This window comes from Pseudomonas syringae (genome assembly GCF_001698815.1).
Lineage (GTDB): Bacteria > Pseudomonadota > Gammaproteobacteria > Pseudomonadales > Pseudomonadaceae > Aquipseudomonas > Aquipseudomonas syringae_A.
In genome coordinates this window covers 140476-161204 of sequence record NZ_LGSI01000056.1, presented here as the reverse complement: position 1 = coordinate 161204, position 20729 = coordinate 140476, and the positions used below count along the sequence as shown (strand labels likewise).

Sequence of the window (20729 nt, the reverse complement as noted above, 5' to 3'; positions counted from 1 at the left end):
ACGCGATACGCCCCGCCCGGTATTACTCGGCTTTCGGCTGTTCGCGCAAACGGATGTGCAATTCGCGCAATGCCTTGGCGTCAACCACACCAGGCGCCTGGGTCATCACGTCCGCAGCACTCTGGGTTTTCGGGAAGGCAATGACTTCACGAATCGACTGAGCGCCAGTCATCAGCATGACCAGACGATCCAGGCCGAATGCCAGACCACCATGGGGTGGCGCGCCGTATTTCAGAGCGTCGAGCAGGAAGCCAAACTTCTCCTGCTGCTCGTCTTCGGCAATGCCCAGCAAGCGGAATACCGCCTGTTGCATTTCCTTGCGATGAATACGGATCGAACCGCCACCCAATTCGGTGCCGTTGAGCACCATGTCGTAGGCGCGGGACAGAGCGGTTGCCGGATTGGCTTCCAGTTCTTCCGGGCTGCACTTGGGTGCAGTGAACGGGTGGTGCAGCGCAGTGAAGCTGCCGTCGTCGTTCTCTTCGAACATCGGGAAGTCCACGACCCACATCGGTGCCCACTCGCAGGTGTGCAGCTTGAAGTCGTTACCGACTTTGATCCGCAGCGCGCCCAGGGCTTCGCTGACAATCTTGGCTTTGTCCGCACCGAAGAACACGATATCGCCATCCACCGCGCCAACACGATCGAGGATCACGTTGAGATTGGCTTCCGGGATGTTCTTGACGATTGGCGACTGCAGACCATCAACGCCGTTGGCGCGCTCATTGACCTTGATGTACGCCAGGCCCTTGGCACCGTAGATGCCGACGAATTTGGTGTAATCGTCGATCTGTTTACGCGGGATACTTGCCCCACCTGGAACCCGCAGAGCGGCAATACGACATTTCGGGTCGTTAGCCGGGCCGCTGAACACCTTGAAGTCGACGTCCTTGAGCTGATCGGCAACGTCGACCAGTTCCAGCGGGTTACGCAGGTCCGGCTTGTCCGAACCATAACGACGCATGGCCTCTTCGAAGGTCATGTGCGGGAAGTCGCCGAATTCCAGGTCGAGCACTTCCTTGAACAACTGACGAATCATCTTCTCGGTCAGGCCGATGATGTCTTCTTCATTAAGGAAGCTGGTTTCGATGTCGATCTGGGTGAATTCAGGCTGACGGTCGGCACGCAGGTCTTCGTCGCGGAAGCACTTGGCGATCTGGTAGTAACGATCAAAGCCGGCAACCATCAACAGCTGCTTGAACAGCTGCGGCGATTGCGGCAAGGCAAAGAAACTGCCCGGATGTGTGCGGCTCGGCACCAGATAGTCACGGGCCCCTTCCGGCGTCGCGCGGGTCAGGATCGGCGTCTCGACGTCCAGGAAGCCGTTTTCATCCAGGTAACGACGGATGCTGGTGGTGATGCGCGAACGCAGACGCAGCTTCTCGGCCATTTCCGGACGACGCAGGTCGATGAAGCGATAGCGCAGGCGGGTTTCTTCGCCGACGTCCGAGTACTCGTTCAGCGGGAACGGCGGGGTTTCCGACTCGTTCAGCACTTCGAGCTCGTAACCCAGCACTTCGATGGCGCCCGAGGCCATATTGGCATTCACTGCGCCCGCAGGACGAGCACGCACCTTGCCGGTGATCTTGACGACATACTCGCTGCGCACGCGGTCGGCGGCGGCGAAAGTGTCAGCGCGATCCGGGTCGAAGACCACCTGGGCCAGACCTTCGCGATCACGGATGTCGAGGAAAATCACCCCTCCATGGTCACGACGACGGTGGACCCATCCGCAAAGGGTAATTTCCTGACCTTCCAGGCTCTCGTTCAGTTGGCCGCAATAATGGCTGCGCATCATGATGGTGGTTTCACTTCCGTAATTCGAAATTCGTGGAGCTTTCGCTCTTGGCTTGCGCTCAATAGTGCAAGAGCCCAGGCATGCAGTTCAAGCTGTCAGCTCATCGCTGGGCGCTCTGTTTGCGCAGAAGCATGCCCGTTTCGGCAAGGCGGGGGATTATATAGGGTTAATCGAAGCCGTGCAGCCGCACGAACCCATCCCGGCAGGATAAGTTCGTCGCAGCCGCTCACGCATCACGAAGCGCATGCATCAGGACGCATACAGAGCGGGCCCGCCACACTGGCGAGCCCGCAGAAAATGGGAGCGTATCCAACCTACGCCTGGACCAGATCCAGGCTATCGCCTTTCAGGACATGAGCCACACAGACCACCCTGATAAGACCGCTGAAATTTTTCACACCGCCGTAGCGTAAATGAACTTCCCTGTCGATGTAGGACAGCACCGCATTGACCGAACAGTTGTTTGATCGGGCAATGGTTCCAAGAATGTTCCAGTAAACGTTTTCCAGCCGCAGGCAAGTTGCCAACCCATTGAGGCGCACCGACTTGGAGTGCGGTTGCGCAAGGTTCATGTTGAAATCCTCGACAAAAGGATCATTACGTATTTTTCCGTGACGGTTTAAGTCTTGTACGTCGCGTTCAACCCCTCGAACCATGGTGATATTTCCTCTACACAGATCAATTCAGACTTCATGAAGAAACATTTAAATATAAATAAATGTGCCTGCTTATAAAGCCCGAATCCCGACGTTATAGCCAGTAGAGCCAATACTCATACTGTGTAGGAGATCACTACAATTGATAGGCGAAACAGACTTTCCACCTGGTGATAACCGACCTGACCGGTAAGCAGGTGTTTAATATTTATGTAGTCGCGAAAAATATCGACAAACGCCAGCCCAACCGGGGAAGGAAGGTACAAGCCAAAGGGGGGAAGGAATCGGAGAGTCGTGAGAGAAGCGACGCAGCGGGTGCGTCGCTCAGCAGGATCTTAATTGGTCTCAAGCATCGAACGCAGCATCCAGGCTGTTTTCTCATGCACTTGCATCCGCTGGGTCAACAAGTCAGCCGTCGGCTCATCACTGACCTTATCCAACAAAGGAAAAATACTACGAGCAGTGCGGACAACAGCTTCTTGACCCTGAACCAGACTTTTGATCATGGCTTCAGCACTCGGCACGCCTTCTTCTTCCTTGATAGACGACAGGCGAGCGTAAGTTGTGTAGGTACCCGGTGCCGGGAAGCCCAGTGCGCGAATGCGTTCGGCAATCGAATCCACCGCGAGGGCGAGTTCGTTGTATTGCTCTTCGAACATCAAATGCAGCGTACGAAACATCGGGCCGCTGACATTCCAGTGAAAGTTGTGGGTTTTGAGATACAACACGTAAGTATCTGCGAGCAAGTGAGAAAGACCGTCAACGATCGACTTACGATCTTCTTCGCTGATACCAATATCGATTGCCATGTTTTGCCCCTTAGAGATGGATTATTCAGCAGGTACAGCGGGCACTCTACCAAGAGAACGGCCATGACGCAGCCCTGCCTGGAAAAACAGCTTCAGCTATCAGTCCCGCCGGACGCCGACAAAAACTTCGAAGCCAGACACTGCTCCAACCACCGCTCGTCGCTTTACATAACCCATTTCCAACAATGCCGACGGACCTGCAGGCTCCTGATTTGAGTAGCCCCATGCTTTGCTGTTAAATACACCGCGTGTCGTTGCTGACTTTTCCTGCAACGCATAGGCTGACCCTCGCTCGTGCAGCACGCCTCCACTTTTCCAGAAGCGTACCGGGTGTCATCAGCTATTTCCTCGTGATCCATCTTAATGTGAGTTATCAACATGTTGAAAATCGTTCACCTGCTAACGGGAGCCGCAGCCCTGCTGCTTTCCTTTATCCCCAGCCTGCGTAGTGAAGCCTTGTCTTCATATCTCCTGCAGCCCGATGCGCTTTATCTGGCGTTCTTTGGCCTGCTCAATCTGTTGCTTGCACCAGTGATCCCCTATTGGAACCGGGGTCCACGTCATCAATTGCAAAACCTTGTCAGTGCGTTGCTCATTCTTGCCGTCGTTCTTCAAATCCTGACCCTGCTCGTCCCGCTGGAGATCGTCGCCGGTCAACCCGCCATCATGCTGAGCCTGATCGCCGCCACACTTGCGGTCGCCTTGCACATCGGGATCAGCTTCTATAGATCTTCGCCGTCCCCCGCCGCGCAAAGTCATGACATGACCAATCGCGATACAGGGACCGTGAAGTGGTTCAATACTTCCAAGGGTTTTGGTTTTATTTCCCGGGATTCGGGCGATGACATCTTCGTTCACTTCCGCGCCATTCGCGGCGAAGGCCATCGTGTCCTCGTAGAAGGGCAGCGTGTCGAGTTCTCGGTCATGAACCGCGACAAAGGCCTGCAAGCAGAAGACGTCATCGCGGCACTTCCCCGCCGCTGATTGTCTCGCCTGATAAAAAACCGCGACCTCCTCCCGGAGATCGCGGTTTTTTTGCGCCAGCAGCTATTAATAGTGCGGCGGCGGCGCATCTTCCTCGAAGGTGTCGAACTGACTTCCCAGCTCTTCCTGGCGCTTGAGCATCGCCGCCATTTGCTGTTGCAGCCGGTCAAGTGCGCGCTGCTGGGTCACCAGCACGTCATTTAATGCCTGAATCGTATCGTCCTGGAATGCCAGCCGGCTTTCGAGTTCGGTCACTCGTGCTTCAACAGTCATGACAATTCCTCCACGAAGGTGAAGCCAACGGTCAGTTCGCTGCGCAATTGCTGCACGATGGTCGACACTTGCTGCGCCGTGTAAGGTTGCGCGGGATGCTTGCCCCACACCGGAGCAGGCCATGCCGGATCGCTGTGTCGACGGGCGATAACATGCATGTGTAGCTGACTAACTACATTACCCAGTGCCGCAACATTGATTTTGTCAGCAGCGAATACCTTATTGAGAATCACTGACAATACAGTTGTTTCCTGCCACAACTGCAACTGATCTTCAAGTGCCAACTCAAATATTTCACTAATGTCCGGCCGCTTGGGCACCAGGACAAACCAGGGATAGTTTGAATCATTGGATAACAGCAGCCGGCATAACGAAAAATCGCCAATGGCCACTGTATCTGCCTGTAAACGCGAGTCGAGAACGAACACGGTATAACTCCTGATCGTCAGGTTAGGTTTTTTTTGCGCACCCTCGTTTAAGTGCATGGCGCATTACCGAGCAGGATACTCGGGAATAAGTTCGAGTTCACTGCCGGGCTCAGTTACACGACATCTGGCACAGCCAAGCGCAAGGGATGGCGAGCCCCGGATCCAGCAACGGCGGAGGCCCTTCTGCACCAGGAATGACCAGCGACTGACAAAATGCACTCGTTTGGGACGGTAATTGAGTGTTTTCAACAGTGATACGGTTGTTACAAATCGCTACCTAAAAGCGCTATTCGAAGGCATCAGATCCTCCCAGAGGGTTTTGCTGAGAGCCTGATGAAACAGTTGCCGGGTCCGAATAGCTTATAGATCACAGCCGTGGGCCACCTTCAGGCATCTGGAGCCAGGCGTGCACCAAAACAACCCACTCATAACGGCGAAAATGCCTGCCTATCCAGAATTTACCCATGCCGATGGGCAGAAAGTAACGTTCCGCACAGTCTTCAGAGCCCCAAAAACCTCGAACCGCAGCGACCTGAGAGAAATTCTATAATTTTAAAATAGTTATAAATCAAGTAGTTATGGTAGAAAAGCGAGGTAAATGCTGCATTTTTCACAAATTTTTCTCATCAGGCTGAGCTTTGTGCACGGTTGTTGCTATATCACTCACAAGGTTGTCACGGACCCTGGCGGAAAACAGGATCCGGCTATCGTGAGAATGCGAAGGCTTACCCAGGCATTACTTGGAAACCAGGCTTAGATTGTTTCACCCTATGCTTAGGTCGTAAAAAGTAATGCGGTAGTTGTAGAGTCGATATGGAAACAGTGCATTTTTGCGACATGGACAGAGCAGTTTGCGACACCGCCGTAAAGATTTCGAAAGGATAGGTCTGTAACTATCGCCACCATTGTCAGCGTGATATAAGTTTCGCCGACACAAAAAAGAAAGAGCCGTCCCAGATAAAAAAACAGGTGGGTCGGCAGCAACTCTTCTTAAAACCAAAGGAGCAAGTCACGATGAGAGTGATGAAGTGGAGCGCAATCGCACTGGCAGTTACTGCAGCCAGCACCCAACTGGCAACGGCAGCAGCGTTCGTCAGCGATCAGTCGGAAGCAAAAGGTTTCGTTGACGGCAGCACGCTTGATGTGAAAGCTCGCAACTACTATTTCAATCGCGACAAGAAAGACGGCGCCGTTGATGACAAAGACTGGACCCAAGGTTTCTGGGGAACGTTCAGCTCTGGTTACACTCAAGGCACCATCGGTGTGGGCGTTGAAGCTTTCGGTTATTTCGGCCTGAAGCTTGACGGTCAGGACAAATATTCCGGTTCGGGCAACCTGGTCACCAACAGCCAGGGCGAGAACGAAGACAGCTTCGGCAAAGCCGGTGGCGCTGTTAAGTTCCGTCTCTCGAAAACCGAGTTGAAAATCGGTGACATGCAGCCTACCAGCCCAGTGTTCGCAGTAGGCGGTTCCCGTCTGTTGCCACAAACTGCCAGCGGTATCAGCCTGCAGAGCAGCGAGATCAAAGGTCTGGATCTGGAAGGCGGTCACTTCTACTCCGGCACCAGCCAGGACGACACCAGCCACAACGGTAACATCTGGGCTACCTACGCCGGTGTTTCTGCAAAGAGCGCTGACTTCGTTGGCGGTAAATACGCGATCACTGACAACCTTGGCGTTGCCCTCTACGGTGCCAAGCTTGAAGACGTGTGGGACCAGTACTACGCGAACGTGAACTACGCACTGCCACTGACTGACTCCCAGTCCCTGGCATTTGACGCCAACCTGTATCGCACTGTCGATGAAGGCAGCGCCAAAGCAGGCGACATCAGCAACACCGCGTTCTCCGGTTCCGTTGCCTACTCGTTCCTGGCAGCACACACCCTGACCCTGGCATTCCAGAAGGTCAACGGTGATACGCCATTCGACTACATCGGTATCGGCGACAACAACAAGGGCGGCGACTCGATCTTCCTGGCCAACTCCATCCAGTACTCCGACTTCAACGGTCCTGGCGAGAAATCCTGGCAGGCTCGTTACGACCTGAACATGGCTCCGTACGGCGTTCCTGGCCTGAGCTTCATGACCCGCTACATCAAAGGTTATGACATCGACGGTACCAACACCCCTACTAACAGCACTTATGCTGGCCTGTATGGTGAAGACGGCAAGCACCACGAGACCAACCTTGAAGCCAAATATGTGCTTCAAACCGGTCCAGCCAAAGACCTGTCGTTCCGCGTCCGTCAAGCCTGGCACCGCGCCAATGCTGACGAGGGCGAAGGCGATATCAACGAGTTCCGCCTGATTGTCGACTACCCTATCTCGATCCTGTAATCGCACTTCAGCTACTCGTTACGGAAAAGCCCGGCTGATGCCGGGCTTTTTTATTCAGACAATAAAGTAATCAGCTTCGCTTCCCTCAGAGGCCTTGCGCTGTACGGGGGTAACTCGGCCCCGTACAATGCCCAGTCATTTCTAGTCTCAGCAACCGACAACGGCCTCCCATGCGCACCAGTCAATTTTTGCTCGCCACACAGAAAGAAACCCCTTCCGATGCGGTCGTCGTCAGTCACCAGCTGATGCTGCGTGCCGGCATGATTCGCAAACTTGCTTCCGGCCTCTATACCTGGCTCCCCATGGGCCTGCGCGTGTTGCGCAAGGTCGAAGCCATCGTTCGTGAAGAAATGGACGCTGCTGGCGCACTCGAAGTATTGATGCCGGGCATCCAGCCCGCAGAGCTGTGGCAGGAATCCGGCCGCTGGGAACAATACGGTCCTGAGTTGATGCGCCTGACCGACCGGCACAATCGCGAATTCTGCCTGGGCCCGACCCACGAAGAAGTGATCACCGATCTGGCCCGCAACGAACTCAACAGCTATAAACAACTGCCGATCAATCTGTACCAGATCCAGACCAAATTCCGCGACGAGATCCGCCCACGCTTCGGTTTGATGCGCGGCCGCGAGTTCGTCATGAAGGACGCGTACTCCTTCCATGCCGATCAGGCTTCCCTGCAGGAAACCTACGACCGCATGCATCAGGCGTACTGCAACGTGTTTACCCGCCTTGGGTTGAAATTCCGCCCAGTGGAAGCAGACAACGGCTCCATCGGCGGCGCGGGCTCCCATGAGTTCCACGTGCTGGCCGAGTCCGGCGAAGACGATATCGTATTCAGCAATGGCTCCGATTACGCCGCCAACATCGAGAAAGCCGAAGCGATTCCCCGGGAAACCTCTCGCGCCGCGCCGACCGAAGAGCTGCGCCTGATCGATACCCCGAACGCCAAGACCATCGCGCAACTGGTCGAAGGCTTCAATCTGCCTATCGAAAAGACCATCAAGACCTTGGTGGTGCATGCTGCTGAAGAAGGCAAGCTGATCGCACTGATCATCCGTGGCGATCATGAGCTGAACGAGATCAAGGCTGCCCAGCAAGAACTGGTTGCCAGTCCGCTGGTCATGGCATCGGAAGCCGAGTTGCGCGACGCCATTGGCGCCGGTGCCGGTTCGCTGGGCCCGCTGAATCTGCCGCTGCCTTGCATCATCGACCGTTCGGTAGAACTGATGAGCGACTTCGGCATCGGTGCCAACATCGACGACAAGCACTACTTTGGCGTGAACTGGGAACGCGATCTGCCTGTTCCGACCGTTGCCGACCTGCGCAACGTCGTGTCTGGCGATCCAAGCCCGGACGGCAAAGGCACGCTTGAGATCAAGCGCGGCATCGAAGTCGGTCACATTTTCCAGCTGGGCACCAAATACAGCGAAGCCATGAAATGCCAGGTCCTTGGCGAAAACGGCAAGCCGGTCAACCTGTCCATGGGTTGCTACGGCATCGGCGTTTCCCGGGTCGTCGCCGCAGCCATCGAGCAGAACAGCGATGCCAACGGCATTATCTGGAATGATACTCTGGCGCCCTTCCAGATCGCCCTGGTTCCGCTGCGCTATGAAACTGAAGCGGTTCGCGAAGCCACTGACAAGCTTTATGCCGAACTGAAAGCCGCTGGTTTCGAAGTGCTGCTGGATGACCGCGACAAGAAAACCAGCCCCGGCAACAAGTTTGCCGACATGGAGCTGATTGGTATCCCCCATCGCATCGTGGTCAGCGACCGCGGCCTGGCCGAAGGCAATCTTGAGTACAAGAGCCGCATCGAGCCTGAGGCCCAGGCCCTGCCGGTTGCTGACGTGTTGTCGTTTATCCAGGCCCGTATCCGCCGCTGAGTCATGGGCGCGCCCGCCGCTCGCCAAAACGAGCATGGAGCGCGCCCATTTCAGGCACCGCGCCTTATCCGCATCAAGAGATCCCATGTTCAAGCGAAGATCCTTAAGCCTCGGCTGTACAGCTCTGTGCGCCAGCCTGCTTGTCAGCGGTTGTGCCAACCACTTGTCACAACGCAGCGAGCATGAAGAGCGTGTCGAACGCAAATTGCTCGAACATACCCTGCAAATTGATATGGGTGAGCCCAAGACCCTTGAGCTGCCTCAGCGCCGCGTGCGCATCCATGAACAAAAAACCTTTGAAGTCACCGAATTCGAAGTCACCCGCCGCTACGATCGTTACACCGCGTATCAGCCGTGGCGGGAAATCTATGAGATTCCGCTGGGTGCCGTCGCGGTGGTGGCCGGTGTCGGCGCCAACGTGGTCAACGTGCTCGCCTTCGGGCAACTGCCGGACAGCGTGACCAAGGACTGGATCAACTATGGCGTTGCCGGGCTCAACCCGTTCATGAACGCGCCGTCCAACGGCCGGGCGCAACAAAACCTGGCGCACATCGACGAAGTCCAGAAGGACAAGCGCATCGAAAACTCGACCCTGCCCTGGAATGAACGCCCGGTACTGGTCAAGTCAGGCACGCAAACCCACGAGCTGACCACTGATCGCAACGGCGTGTTGCGCCTGAGCCTGCTGGACAGTCCATTTGCCGAGCAGGACCTGAGCCACGTCACGCGAATCTACTTCAGCGTCGAAGACGATCAGGACAAGGTTCACGCCAATGCGGATTTGCCCATCAGCAAGCTGTTGCGTGGCAAGTTACTTGAGGCGCACAGCCTGATCTACGATGACCTGGAGGATGATGAAGTCAGCCAGTGGGTCTATCGCGTCAAGCGTCTCTCGGAGCTGGGGCTTGAAGATGAAGCCAGCGAACTGGAGCAGAGCCTTATCGAGCTGACGCGCAATGATCCCCAGTTGCAGCATGAGTTTGTGAAGTCCCTGGCCAAGGATGCGGGTCGCCTGGTCGCGGATCCCGGCGCCAAGCACTGACATCCCCTGCTGCGTGCTCAGGGCGCGAACAGCTCCAGCTGTTCGTGACCGCTGCGCAGATCCTGCAAACGCACACCGATCCCCAATAACCGCACCGGCTTGTCGCCGCGGGCAAACGCCTGGGTCAACAACTGCTGGAAACCGGTCAGATCCCGTCCCGCCCCGGATTGCTCAAGGGTCGTCTGCGTGAAATCGTGGAATTTGACTTTTACGAAGGGTTTGCCAGGCCGATAGTTGTCGGCGATGCGCGCCATGCGCCCGGACAAGGTTTCCATCAGCTCCGGTAATTTTTCCAGGCAACTGGCCAGATCTGGTAAATCCGTATCGTAGGTATTTTCCACACTCACCGACTGCCGTCGGCTGTCGTTTTGCACCGGCCTTTCGTCGATGCCATGAGCCAGCCCCCACAAGCGCTCGCCGAAAGAGCCAAATTCACGAACCAGCGACAGCTTGCTCCAGCCCCGCAGGTCGGTGCAGGTGACAATGCCCAGTCTGCCGAGCTTGTCGGCTGTCACCTTGCCAACGCCATGCAGCTTGTTGACCGGCAGCAGTGCGACAAAATCCTCGACCTGATCCGGCGTGATCACAAACAGCCCGTTGGGTTTCTTCCAGTCACTGGCGATCTTGGCGAGGAATTTGTTCGGCGCAACGCCCGCCGAGACGGTGATATGCAGTTGATTGGACACACGACGGCGTATGTCCTGAGCGATGCGCGTGGCACTGCCGCCAAAGTGGCTCGCATCGGACACGTCCAGAAATGCCTCATCCAGCGATAACGGCTCAATAAGATCGGTGTAATCCCGAAAGATCGTCTGGATTTCCTTCGATGCTTCTTTATAGGCGTCCATGCGCGGCTTGACGATGGTCAGATCCGGACACAGCTTCAAAGCATGCCGCGATGACATCGCCGAGCGCACTCCATAGGCGCGCGCTTCATAGTTGCAGGTCGCGATCACGCCGCGTCGATCCGCCGAACCACCTACTGCCAGCGGTTTGCTCGCCAGTCGCGGGTCATCGCGCATTTCGATGGCGGCATAGAAGCAGTCACAGTCGACATGAATGATTTTTCGCTGCGTCATGTAGGGCGATTTGCGAGAGGTAAGGTCGCGCAGTATCTCATTGGCATCAGGATGTGGCACTGCGTGATGTGCGAATGGTCATGAAACCTTAGCTGAAAACGCCCAAACTTGGCCCATAACCCCGCACGGCAAGGCGTCACAGCCACATCAGGCCTCAATAGGCGCCGCTAAGCGATTGAAGGAAAAGCAGTTTTTTTAAACTAACGGTTGACAGCACAGCGATCCGGCGTAGAATGCCGACACACAGACGCGGGATGGAGCAGTCTGGTAGCTCGTCGGGCTCATAACCCGAAGGTCGTCGGTTCAAATCCGGCTCCCGCAACCAAACATCAAACAAGGCTACTCGAAAGAGTGGCCTTTTTTGTGTCTGTCAGTTTTNGAAGGTCGTCGGTTCAAATCCGGCTCCCGCAACCAAACATCAAACAAGGCTACTCGAAAGAGTGGCCTTTTTTGTGTCTGTCAGTTTTTCATCCCCTTGATTGCAATACGCCGGTCCGCAATATTCTGTAGGACCGGCTTTAGCCGGGAGGGCGGCTCCCGGCTAAAGCCGGTCCTACGGCTCCTGCCTGGTCGCACTCATTTACCCTCATTTAGCATTAAAGGTTGACACCTCGTCGTTCGGCTGTAGAATGCCGCCACACAGACGCGGGATGGAGCAGTCTGGTAGCTCGTCGGGCTCATAACCCGAAGGTCGTCGGTTCAAATCCGGCTCCCGCAACCAAACATCAAAAAAGGCTACTCGAAAGAGTGGCCTTTTTTGTGCCCGTAAGAAAAGCATCGCTCCAGTGAAGCTAAGCGCTTGTCAGAAAAGGCTATTTTGCATTGCAGGTTTCATCTCATTTTCACGCTTGTAACGTAATATTGCTGTGGGCGACAGTTTTTCCATGGTCGGCCGATAGACTTTTGTGACTCAATAGTCGCTTAAGAGACACAGACAAAATCCGCTCCATTCGCTCGTTAGACGTTGACGCGCTAACATCTCGAAATATTTTTTGCGTAGGGATTGGTAACTTGGCTGCATACCTCCATCCTGTCGCGCACGATCCAAGGAGTGATTGATGCGCGCCAACCCGTCAGAACCCAATGAAGCAGTCACGGCGAATCAACCTATTCAACCTGCTCGCCTGCAATGGCTGGAGCTGCTGAGCAAGTATCGCCAACCCATCGGCCTGGCCGTTACGCTGCTGCTTTTCGCCATCGCGCTGATAGCTTGCCGGCACATGCTGAGCGAGCTGGATCTTTATGCGCTGCATGATTCGCTGCTTAGCGTGCCGCTGCCATCCCTGGCAGGTGCCGTGCTGGCGATGATTGTCGGCTTTATCATCCTGCTGGGCTACGAATGGTCCGCCAGTCGATATGCCGGGGTTGATCTGCCCAACAAGACCCTGGCGATGGGCGGCTTTACCGCGTTCGCCATCGGCAACGCAGTCGGGCTTTCGATGCTGTCCGGCGGCTCGGTGCGTTATCGGCTGTATTCCCGCAAAGGCGTGGGCGCGATAGAAGTCGCACGCATGACGCTGTTCGCCAGCCTGTCACTGGGCTGCGCCCTGCCGCCACTGGCTGCACTCGCGACCTTGAGCAATTTGTCCGGCGCTTCCCTGGCCCTGCACTTGCCCGTGGGAATACTCGCGGCGATTGCAATCGGGGTGCTGATTCTGACCGCGCTGCTGACCATGGCGGTGTATCGCCGTCGTCTGCCGGAACAAACGATCCCACACACTCTATTGGTGCGTGCTGGCAGAAGAACACTGCGTTTGCCAGGCCTGCGCCTGACGCTGATGCAGCTGGTGATCACCGCGCTGGACGTCGCCGCAGCGGCCACGGTTCTGTATTTGCTGCTGCCGCAATCCCCACCATTTGGTGCGTTCCTGCTGGTTTACCTGCTGGCATTGGCTGCGGGCGTGCTCAGTCATGTTCCCGGTGGCGTGGGAGTTTTCGAAGCCATTCTGCTCGCTGCGTTCGCCAATGAACTGGGCGCCGCGCCATTGGCTGCCGCGTTGCTGCTGTATCGGCTGATCTACGTGGTGCTGCCGCTGCTGCTGGCCTGCCTGACCCTGTTGTTCACCGAAAGTCAGCGCCTGCTGCCAACCAAACAGGCGATGCGCGTCGCGTCGGGCCTTGCGGCACCGATTCTGGCACTGCTGGTGTTTCTTTCCGGGGTGGTGCTGCTGTTCTCGGGTGCAACGCCGGAAATCGACACCCGCCTGGAAAACCTCGGTTTTCTGATCCCGCATCGCTTGATCGATGCTTCGCACTTCGGCGCCAGCCTGATTGGCGTGCTGTGCCTGTTGCTGGCTCAAGGACTGCGCCGTCGCCTTTCGGCGGCATGGATGCTGACCACCATTTTGCTGGTGACCGGCTCGGTGCTGTCGATGCTCAAAGGCTTCGACTGGGAAGAAGCGATCCTGCTGATTCTCACTGCTTGCCTGCTGGGCGTTTTCCGTCGCTCGTTCTACCGACCGAGCCGCCTGCTGGAATTGCCTTTCTCGCCGCTGTATCTGGTGGCGAGCGTCTGCGTGTTGGGCGCTTCGATCTGGCTGCTGCTGTTTGCCTATCAGGACGTCCCGTACAGCCATCAACTCTGGTGGCAGTTCACTCTGGATGCCGATGCCCCGCGCGCCTTGCGCTCGGCGCTGGGCAGCGCAGTGCTGCTGGTTGTCGTGTCGCTAACCTGGCTGCTGCGCACGGCACGGCCGGTGATCAAACTCCCCGACGCGGCAGAGCTGGCCAAGGCCGCCGAAATCGTCAACGCTTCGTCACAACCGGATGGCGGGCTGGTGTTGACCGGCGACAAGGCGATCCTGCTGCACCCCAGTGGTGATGCCTTTTTGATGTACTCGCACCGTGGCCGCAGCCTCGTGGCCTTGTATGACCCGATTGGACCCACCCAGCAGCGCGCCGAACTCATCTGGCAGTTCCGCGACCTGTGCGACGTCCACCATGCGCGCCCGGTGTTTTATCAGGTCCGCGCCGAGAACCTGCCGTTCTACATGGACATCGGCCTGACCGCGATCAAGCTGGGCGAAGAAGCCCGGGTCGACTTGCGCCGCTTCGACATCGAAGCCAAGGGCAAGGAAATGAAAGACCTGCGCTACACCTGGAACCGGGGCGGACGCGATGGTCTGTCGCTGGAGATCTACGAAGCAGGTCAGGCACCGCTGGATGAGCTGAAGGTGATCTCCGACGCCTGGTTGACTGGCAAGAACGTCCGGGAAAAGGGCTTTTCCCTCGGCCGTTTCAGCCCGGAATACCTCAAGCACTTCCGCATCGCCATCATTCACTTTGAAGGCAAGCCGGTAGCGTTCGCCAACCTGCTGGAGACGTCGCGCCACGATCTGGCCAGCCTGGACTTGATGCGCGCGCATCCGGATGCACCGAAACTAACCATGGAATTCATGATGGTCGGGCTGATTTTGTATTACAAACAGCACGGCTACGAACGCTTCAGCCTGGGCATGGTGCCGTTGTCAGGCTTGCAGCCGCGGCGTGGCGCACCTTTGACCCAGCGTTTGGGCTCGATGGTGTTCCGCCGTGGCGAGCAACTCTACAACTTCCAGGGCCTGCGGCGCTTCAAGGACAAATTCCAGCCTGACTGGGAACCTCGCTATATGGCCGTGCCCGCCGGACTCGATCCGCTGGTGGCACTGGCTGACACCGCTGCCCTGATTGCAGGCGGCCTGACTGGATTGGTGAAACGCTGATGATTCAACGCTACTGGCGCTTTTTGCTCGCAGCCCTGGTTATTCTCGTCGTGGCGTTGGGGGTCTGGTTGTGGAACCGCCCTGCTCCGCCGGCAACCCTTGTACATTCCACCCTGGCTGACGGCTCGGCGCTGACCGATGTAACGCCGGGCAGCCGGACCAAGGTGCGGGTTGCATTGGCGGTCACTGCTGACGACTTACTCACCGACAAGCAATTGCAGGCCTTGAGCCAGGATGCCGCCGCACGGATCATTCAGGTGGTGTTGCCCAAGGACAATTGCGTCCTGCAGCAAAAAACCTTCAACGACGCCCTGCAACAGCTGGATGACGCACCGACCGTCGTCGGCGGTATCGGCCCGGGGGCGACATTGGCCTGGCGCTGGCTCGCGGGTCAGGACGACGACGATGCAGAGGCGATTTCGGTAGGTTTTTACCTGGAAGTCCCGTCCCAGCCGGCTCCGGTGGTCGAGGCCGACGAGCCCGCGCCAGTGATCTGCGACGTGGCGCTGCCAAAAACCGCGCCCCACGGCCACTGGATGGTTGCATGGAACGACGCGCCCGACGACGCGCCTGCGGCGTTTGTGCGTGACCAGGCCAACGCCGATACGAGCATCAGCGACTACGACATCAAGCTGCCACAGGTTTTAAACAGCGAACTGCGCCACAAATTGATCGGAGAAGATGACAAGGGTGGCGGCGTCGGCGTGCCGGTGGTGGAAGTCCCGTCTGCGCAGCCCTCCGACACGGTGACGCTGTTCATGTCCGGTGACGGCGGCTGGCGCGACCTGGACAAGGTAGTGGCCGGCGACATGGCCAACCTGGGTTATCCGGTGGTCGGCATCGATGTGTTGCGCTATTACTGGGAACACAAGACGCCGGAGCAGACTGCCGCCGACCTCACCGAGCTGATGCAGCACTACCGTCAGAAGTGGGGCACCAAGCGCTTCATTCTCGCTGGCTACTCCTTCGGTGCTGACGTGATGCCGGCGGTCTACAATCGCCTGCCCCCCGAGGAACAGAACCGCATCGACGGCATTATCCTCCTCGCTTTCGCCCGCACCGGCAGCTTCGAGATCCATGTCGACGGCTGGCTCGGCACTGCTGGCAAGGAAGCCACTACCGGCGAAGAGATGGCCAAGCTGCCTGCCGAGAAGGTGCTGTGCGTCTACGGCATCGAAGAGAAGGATGAAAGCGGCTGCACCGCAACCACGGCCGTGGGCGAGAAGCTGCAGCTTCCTGGCGGTCACCACTTCGATGAGAACTACCCGGCACTGGCCAAACGCCTGATCGCCGCCATCGACAAGCGTCAGGGCAAAGCCGAGAGCAAGTAGAAGCTTGCGCAAGGCATAAAAAATCCCCGCAACCTTATTGAGGTGCGGGGATTTTTTTCTGCGGGGAATGCAGAAACTGTGTGGGAGCGACCGGGGTGGCGATCCACCTTGCTTGCGAAAGCAACAGATCAGGCGCTGGAAAATACCGATCTTCGCGAGCAAGCTCGCTCCCACAGGAGGATTACATCTCCACCTGCGTCCCCAATTCGATCACCCGGTTGAACGGCAGCTTGAAGAAGCGCAGGTTGCCGTTGGCGTTCTTGAGCATGAAAGCGAACAGCGCCTCGCGCCAACGCGCCATGCCGACCATTTTCGACGGGATCACTGTCTCGCGACTGAGGAAGTAAGTGGTCCGCATCGGGCTGAAGTCCAGCTCCTTCAAATGACACAGGCTCAGCGCGGCCGGCACGTCCGGCTCGTCGATGAAGCCGAAATGCAGGATCACCCGATAAAAGCCTTCGCCATGGGCCTCGACTTCAAAGCGTCGCTGCGCCGGTACTCGCGGCGTGTCTTCGTAGACCACGGTCAGCAACACCACTTGCTCGTGCAGCACCTGATTGTGCAACAGGTTATGCAGCAAGGCATGCGGGACGGCATCGGCGCGGGCAGTGAGAAATACCGCTGTACCCTGCACCCGATGCGGCGGCTGAACCTTGATGCTGCTGATGAAGATCGGCAGTGGCAGTCCGCCTTCGTCGATACGATCAACCAACAACTGCTTGCCGCGCTTCCAGGTGGTCATCAGGATGAACAGCACCACGCCGGCGATCACCGGAAATGCCCCGCCTTGAATGACCTTCGGCACGTTGGCGGCGAAGAACAGGCCGTCCACAAGCAATAGACACAGCAACAACGGCACGGCCAGGAATGCAGGCCACTTCCACAACAGCAGCATGACTGACGACACCAGAATCGTGGTGCACAACATCGTGCCGGTAACCGCCACGCCATACGCCGAAGCCAGGGCGCCGGAAGACTCGAAGCCCAGCACCAGCAGAATCACGCCAACCATCAACGACCAGTTGACCGCACCAATGTAGATCTGGCCTTGGGCATCGCTGGAGGTGTGCTGGATCTGCATGCGCGGGATGTAACCCAGCTGGATCGCCTGCAACGTCATGGAAAACGCGCCGGAAATCACCGCCTGAGACGCAATGACCGTCGCCAGCGTGGACAGCCCCACCAGCGGCAGCAGCGCCCAGCTCGGCGCCAACAGGTAGAACGGGTTGCGCGCGGCTTCCGGGTCTTCGAGCACCAGGGCGCCCTGACCGAAATAGTTGAGCACCAGCGCTGGCAACACCAGGATGAACCAGGCGCGGGCAATCGGCTTGCGACCGAAGTGGCCCATGTCGGCATACAGCGCTTCAGCACCGGTCAGCGCCAGCACCACCGCGCCAAGGATCGCCACGCCAATGCCCGGATGGACGATAAAGAAGCGCACGGCCCACAGCGGGTTCATCGCGTGCAGCACTTCCGGCTGGCGCAAAATGCCATGAATGCCCAGCAAGCCCAGTACCACGAACCAGGTGACCATGACCGGGCCGAACAGCACACCGATGCGTGCAGTGCCATGCCGCTGGATCAGGAACAGCCCGACCAGCACCACCAGCGCCATGGGCACTACCCAGCGTTCGAGGCCATCGAAAGCCAGTTCCATACCCTCCATGGCCGACAGCACGGAAATAGCCGGGGTGATCATGCTGTCGCCGTAAAACAGCGCCGCACCGAACAAGCCGAAGACCACCATGACCGCCTGCAGTTTCGGCTTGCTCGCCGAGGCCCGTCGCGCCAGGGCCGTGAGCGCCATGATGCCGCCCTCGCCCTGGTTGTCGGCGCGCAGGATGAACACCATGTACTTGAACGAAACGACCCAGATCAATGACCAGAAGATCAATGACAGAATGCCCAGCACCGCGTCATGAGTGACCCCTACGCCATAACCACCCTGAAACACTTCCTTGAGGGTATACAGCGGGCTGGTGCCGATATCGCCATATACCACACCCACCGCCGCCATCAGCAAACTCAAGGGTTTGGCTGCGCTTTGCCCGGTCTCAGCCTGACTACTTGCTTGACTCATCTACCACTCCAGAAACCAAGGCTCGCGCCACTCGACACAAGATGATGCTTTGAGCCTGCCGACACTTATCAGGTGCCATCGAAGCCAGCGAATTCGACATATCCGGTAACGCCGCGAAGCATAGCGCAGCACTCGTCGTAATTCTCTGCATAAAGCTGGTCAATCGCAGGACTGACCGCTAGAATTGCGCACTTTTTGACCAGAGGCGCACGTATCCGCTATCGGATACCAACGCCCAGCCGGTGCCGACGCACCACTTACGCCGAGGTTCGCCATGTCCACCGTTATCACGCCTTCCGCCCCGAAGGTTGGCTTTGTTTCCCTGGGTTGCCCGAAGGCCCTGGTGGATTCCGAGCGCATCCTTACTCAACTGCGCATGGAAGGCTACGAAGTGGTCGCGACCTATCAGGATGCCGACGTCGTTGTCGTCAACACCTGTGGGTTCATCGACACCGCCAAGGCTGAATCACTGGAAGTTATCGGTGAAGCCATTGCCGAAAACGGCAAAGTGATCGTGACCGGTTGCATGGGCGTCGATGAAAGTGTCATCCGCAACGTGCACCCCAGTGTTCTGGCCGTAACCGGGCCACAGCAGTACGAACAAGTGGTCAATGCCGTCCACGACGCCGCGCCGCCGAACCTCAATCACAACCCGCTGATCGACCTGGTTCCGCCGCAAGGCGTCAAGTTGACCCCGCGCCATTACGCGTACCTGAAGATTTCCGAAGGCTGCAACCACAGCTGCAGCTTCTGCATCATCCCGTCGATGCGCGGCAAACTGGTCAGCCGTCCGGTGGGCGATGTGCTCGATGAGGCGCAGCGTCTGGTCAAGGCTGGCGTCAAAGAGCTGCTGGTGATTTCCCAGGACACCAGCGCCTATGGCGTGGACGTTAAATACCGCACCGGTTTCTGGAACGGCGCGCCGGTCAAGACGCGCATGACCGAACTGTGCCAGGCTCTCAGCTCGCTGGGTGTCTGGGTTCGTCTGCACTATGTTTACCCGTACCCGCACGTCGACGAACTGATTCCGCTGATGGCTGCCGGGAAAATCCTGCCGTATCTGGATATCCCGTTCCAGCACGCCAGCCCGAAAATCCTCAAGCTGATGAAACGTCCGGCCTTTGAAGACAAGACCCTGGCACGCATCAAGAACTGGCGCGAACAGTGTCCGGACCTGATCATCCGCTCGACATTCATCGTCGGCTTCCCGGGTGAAACCGAAGAAGACTTCCAGTACCTGCTCGAATGGCTGACCGAAGCCCAACTCGACCGCGTTGGCTGCTTCCAGTATTCCCCGGTCGAAGGCGCTCCGGCCAACCTGTTGGACGCACCGATTGTTCCGGACGAGATCAAACAGGATCGCTGGGACCGCTTCATGGCCCATCAACAGGCCATCAGCGCAGCGCGCCTGCAAATGAAGATCGGCAAGGAAATCGAAGTCCTGATCGATGAAGTCGACGAGCAAGGCGCAGTAGGCCGTTGCTTCTTCGATGCCCCGGAAATCGACGGTAACGTCTATATCGCCCTCGAAGCCGGCAGCCAGGTCAACCCCGGCGACAAGATCATGTGTCGCGTGACCGACGCCGATGAATACGATCTGTGGGCGGATTTGCTCTGATCGCCTGTTCGTAGCCTGAAGTAAATCAGCCCTGCCCTTCAAACGGCGGGGCTTTTTATGGGTCGAACAGACTGGCGACTTTCCTTTGCACAGCGGCCAGACGGAGCCAAGCCCATGCAAGACCAGCATCACGAGATTTTCATCCCCGACAAGAACGAATACCCGAAACTGACGCAAGTTTGGGAAGACTCGGTCCGTGCCACCCACGATTTTCTTCCCGACTCGTATATCTCGATCCTCAAGAGCCTGCTTCTCTCGCGCTATCTGGATAGCGTCACGCTGTTCTGCGGTCGGGATGTACACATGAACATCACTGGTTTTGCCGGCGTAAGCAGGACCAAGCTGGAGATGCTCTTCATCGACCCCGCACATCGCGGCGAGGGCCTGGGAAAACTGCTGCTTGCCCATGCCATCGAACATTTCGGCATAGAAGAACTGGACGTCAACGAGCAGAACCCGCAGGCGCTGGGTTTCTATCTCAAACATGGTTTCGAAGTGGTCAGCCGTACCGAGGTTGACGGTCTGGGCCAGCCGTACCCAATGTTGCGCATGCGCTTGAAGCCAAACTGATCGCTGGGGAATCTCCCGTCGTCCGCGGCCCGTTGGAGCGAGGCTTGCCCGCGAACCGGATTTTCTGTCGACTTATCGATCGCCTGAAATGGCGACGTTCGCGGGCAAGCCTCGCTCCAACAACTGAGCCGTCACCA

The 20729-nt window shown here is 57.5% G+C and carries 15 protein-coding genes and 2 tRNA genes; 10 read left to right on the top strand and 7 right to left on the bottom strand.

The genetic code is table 11. The features are described from left to right. Positions 1-22: 22 nt before the first annotated feature. The 3 genes from aspS to AFK24_RS19890 all read right to left on the bottom strand — a co-directional run bounded on the left by aspS (position 23) and on the right by AFK24_RS19890 (position 3263). Positions 23-1798, bottom strand: coding sequence for an aspartate--tRNA ligase (gene aspS / locus AFK24_RS19900; protein ID WP_065834855.1), 1776 nt, complete (start codon positions 1796-1798; stop codon positions 23-25). 314 nt (positions 1799-2112) lie between these two features. Beyond that, the gene (locus AFK24_RS19895) at positions 2113-2460 is read right to left on the bottom strand and encodes a ribbon-helix-helix domain-containing protein (RefSeq protein ID WP_426117811.1); all 348 of its coding nucleotides are present in this window, start codon (positions 2458-2460) and stop codon (positions 2113-2115) included. Positions 2461-2789: 329 nt separating this feature from the next. Further along, positions 2790-3263, bottom strand: a complete 474-nt coding sequence (locus AFK24_RS19890) for a Dps family protein (protein WP_065834853.1) — start codon at positions 3261-3263, stop codon at positions 2790-2792. Between the two features lie 378 nt (positions 3264-3641). Here AFK24_RS19890 and AFK24_RS31820 point away from each other — a divergent pair, with 378 nt between their 5' ends. Next, entirely contained in the window at positions 3642-4247 is a 606-nt protein-coding gene (locus AFK24_RS31820) for a cold-shock protein (RefSeq protein WP_065834852.1), read from the top strand. Between the two features lie 66 nt (positions 4248-4313). Here the strand turns inward: AFK24_RS31820 and AFK24_RS19880 are convergent, their stop codons facing one another. Both AFK24_RS19880 and AFK24_RS19875 read right to left on the bottom strand, forming a co-directional pair. Then, positions 4314-4520, bottom strand: a complete 207-nt coding sequence (locus AFK24_RS19880; protein ID WP_065834851.1) for a SlyX family protein — start codon at positions 4518-4520, stop codon at positions 4314-4316. After that, positions 4517-4948 (bottom strand): HIT domain-containing protein, encoded by a 432-nt coding sequence (locus AFK24_RS19875; protein WP_065834850.1) that lies wholly within the window; start codon positions 4946-4948, stop codon positions 4517-4519. The genes AFK24_RS19880 and AFK24_RS19875 overlap by 4 nt, the downstream gene beginning before the upstream one ends. Before the next feature lie 1014 nt (positions 4949-5962). Here AFK24_RS19875 and AFK24_RS19870 point away from each other — a divergent pair. The 3 genes from AFK24_RS19870 (at position 5963) to AFK24_RS19860 (ending at position 10213) form a co-directional block, all read left to right on the top strand. Next, positions 5963-7285, top strand: a complete 1323-nt coding sequence (locus AFK24_RS19870) for an OprD family porin (RefSeq protein ID WP_065834849.1) — start codon at positions 5963-5965, stop codon at positions 7283-7285. A gap of 170 nt (positions 7286-7455) precedes the next feature. Continuing rightward, positions 7456-9171: a proline--tRNA ligase gene (locus AFK24_RS19865; RefSeq protein ID WP_065834848.1), complete on the top strand. Its 1716-nt coding sequence runs from the start codon at positions 7456-7458 to the stop codon at positions 9169-9171. A gap of 85 nt (positions 9172-9256) precedes the next feature. Next, a complete protein-coding gene (locus AFK24_RS19860) occupies positions 9257-10213 on the top strand; it encodes a hypothetical protein (protein WP_065834847.1) in 957 nt (318 codons plus the stop codon). 17 nt (positions 10214-10230) lie between these two features. Here the strand turns inward: AFK24_RS19860 and dinB are convergent, their stop codons facing one another. Beyond that, a complete protein-coding gene (gene dinB, locus AFK24_RS19855) occupies positions 10231-11292 on the bottom strand; it encodes a DNA polymerase IV (protein WP_065834846.1) in 1062 nt (353 codons plus the stop codon). A 248-nt stretch (positions 11293-11540) separates the two neighbouring features. Between dinB and AFK24_RS19850 the strand changes: the two genes are divergently transcribed. From AFK24_RS19850 to AFK24_RS19835, 4 genes are all read left to right on the top strand, one after another. Then, positions 11541-11617: transfer RNA gene (locus tag AFK24_RS19850), tRNA-Met, on the top strand. A gap of 319 nt (positions 11618-11936) precedes the next feature. After that, positions 11937-12013, top strand: a tRNA-Met gene (locus AFK24_RS19845). A gap of 337 nt (positions 12014-12350) precedes the next feature. Beyond that, on the top strand, positions 12351-14993 hold the full coding sequence (gene mprF, locus AFK24_RS19840) for a bifunctional lysylphosphatidylglycerol flippase/synthetase MprF (protein ID WP_065834845.1): 2643 nt from the start codon (positions 12351-12353) through the stop codon (positions 14991-14993). Continuing rightward, positions 14993-16324: a virulence factor family protein gene (locus AFK24_RS19835; RefSeq protein ID WP_065834844.1), complete on the top strand. Its 1332-nt coding sequence runs from the start codon at positions 14993-14995 to the stop codon at positions 16322-16324. The genes mprF and AFK24_RS19835 overlap by 1 nt, the downstream gene beginning before the upstream one ends. Positions 16325-16505: 181 nt before the next feature. On the opposite strand, the gene AFK24_RS19830 is transcribed toward AFK24_RS19835, so the two are convergent. Continuing rightward, positions 16506-18404 carry a potassium transporter Kup gene (locus tag AFK24_RS19830; RefSeq protein WP_065834843.1) on the bottom strand — a complete coding sequence of 633 codons (1899 nt, stop codon included), beginning with the start codon at positions 18402-18404 and terminating at the stop codon, positions 16506-16508. A 274-nt stretch (positions 18405-18678) separates the two neighbouring features. Here AFK24_RS19830 and rimO point away from each other — a divergent pair, with 274 nt between their 5' ends. Together rimO and AFK24_RS19820 are read left to right on the top strand one after the other, a co-directional pair. Then, positions 18679-20022: a 30S ribosomal protein S12 methylthiotransferase RimO gene (gene rimO / locus AFK24_RS19825; RefSeq protein ID WP_065834842.1), complete on the top strand. Its 1344-nt coding sequence runs from the start codon at positions 18679-18681 to the stop codon at positions 20020-20022. 114 nt (positions 20023-20136) lie between these two features. Then, positions 20137-20592, top strand: coding sequence for a GNAT family N-acetyltransferase (locus tag AFK24_RS19820; RefSeq protein WP_065834841.1), 456 nt, complete (start codon positions 20137-20139; stop codon positions 20590-20592). Positions 20593-20729 lie beyond the last annotated feature (137 nt).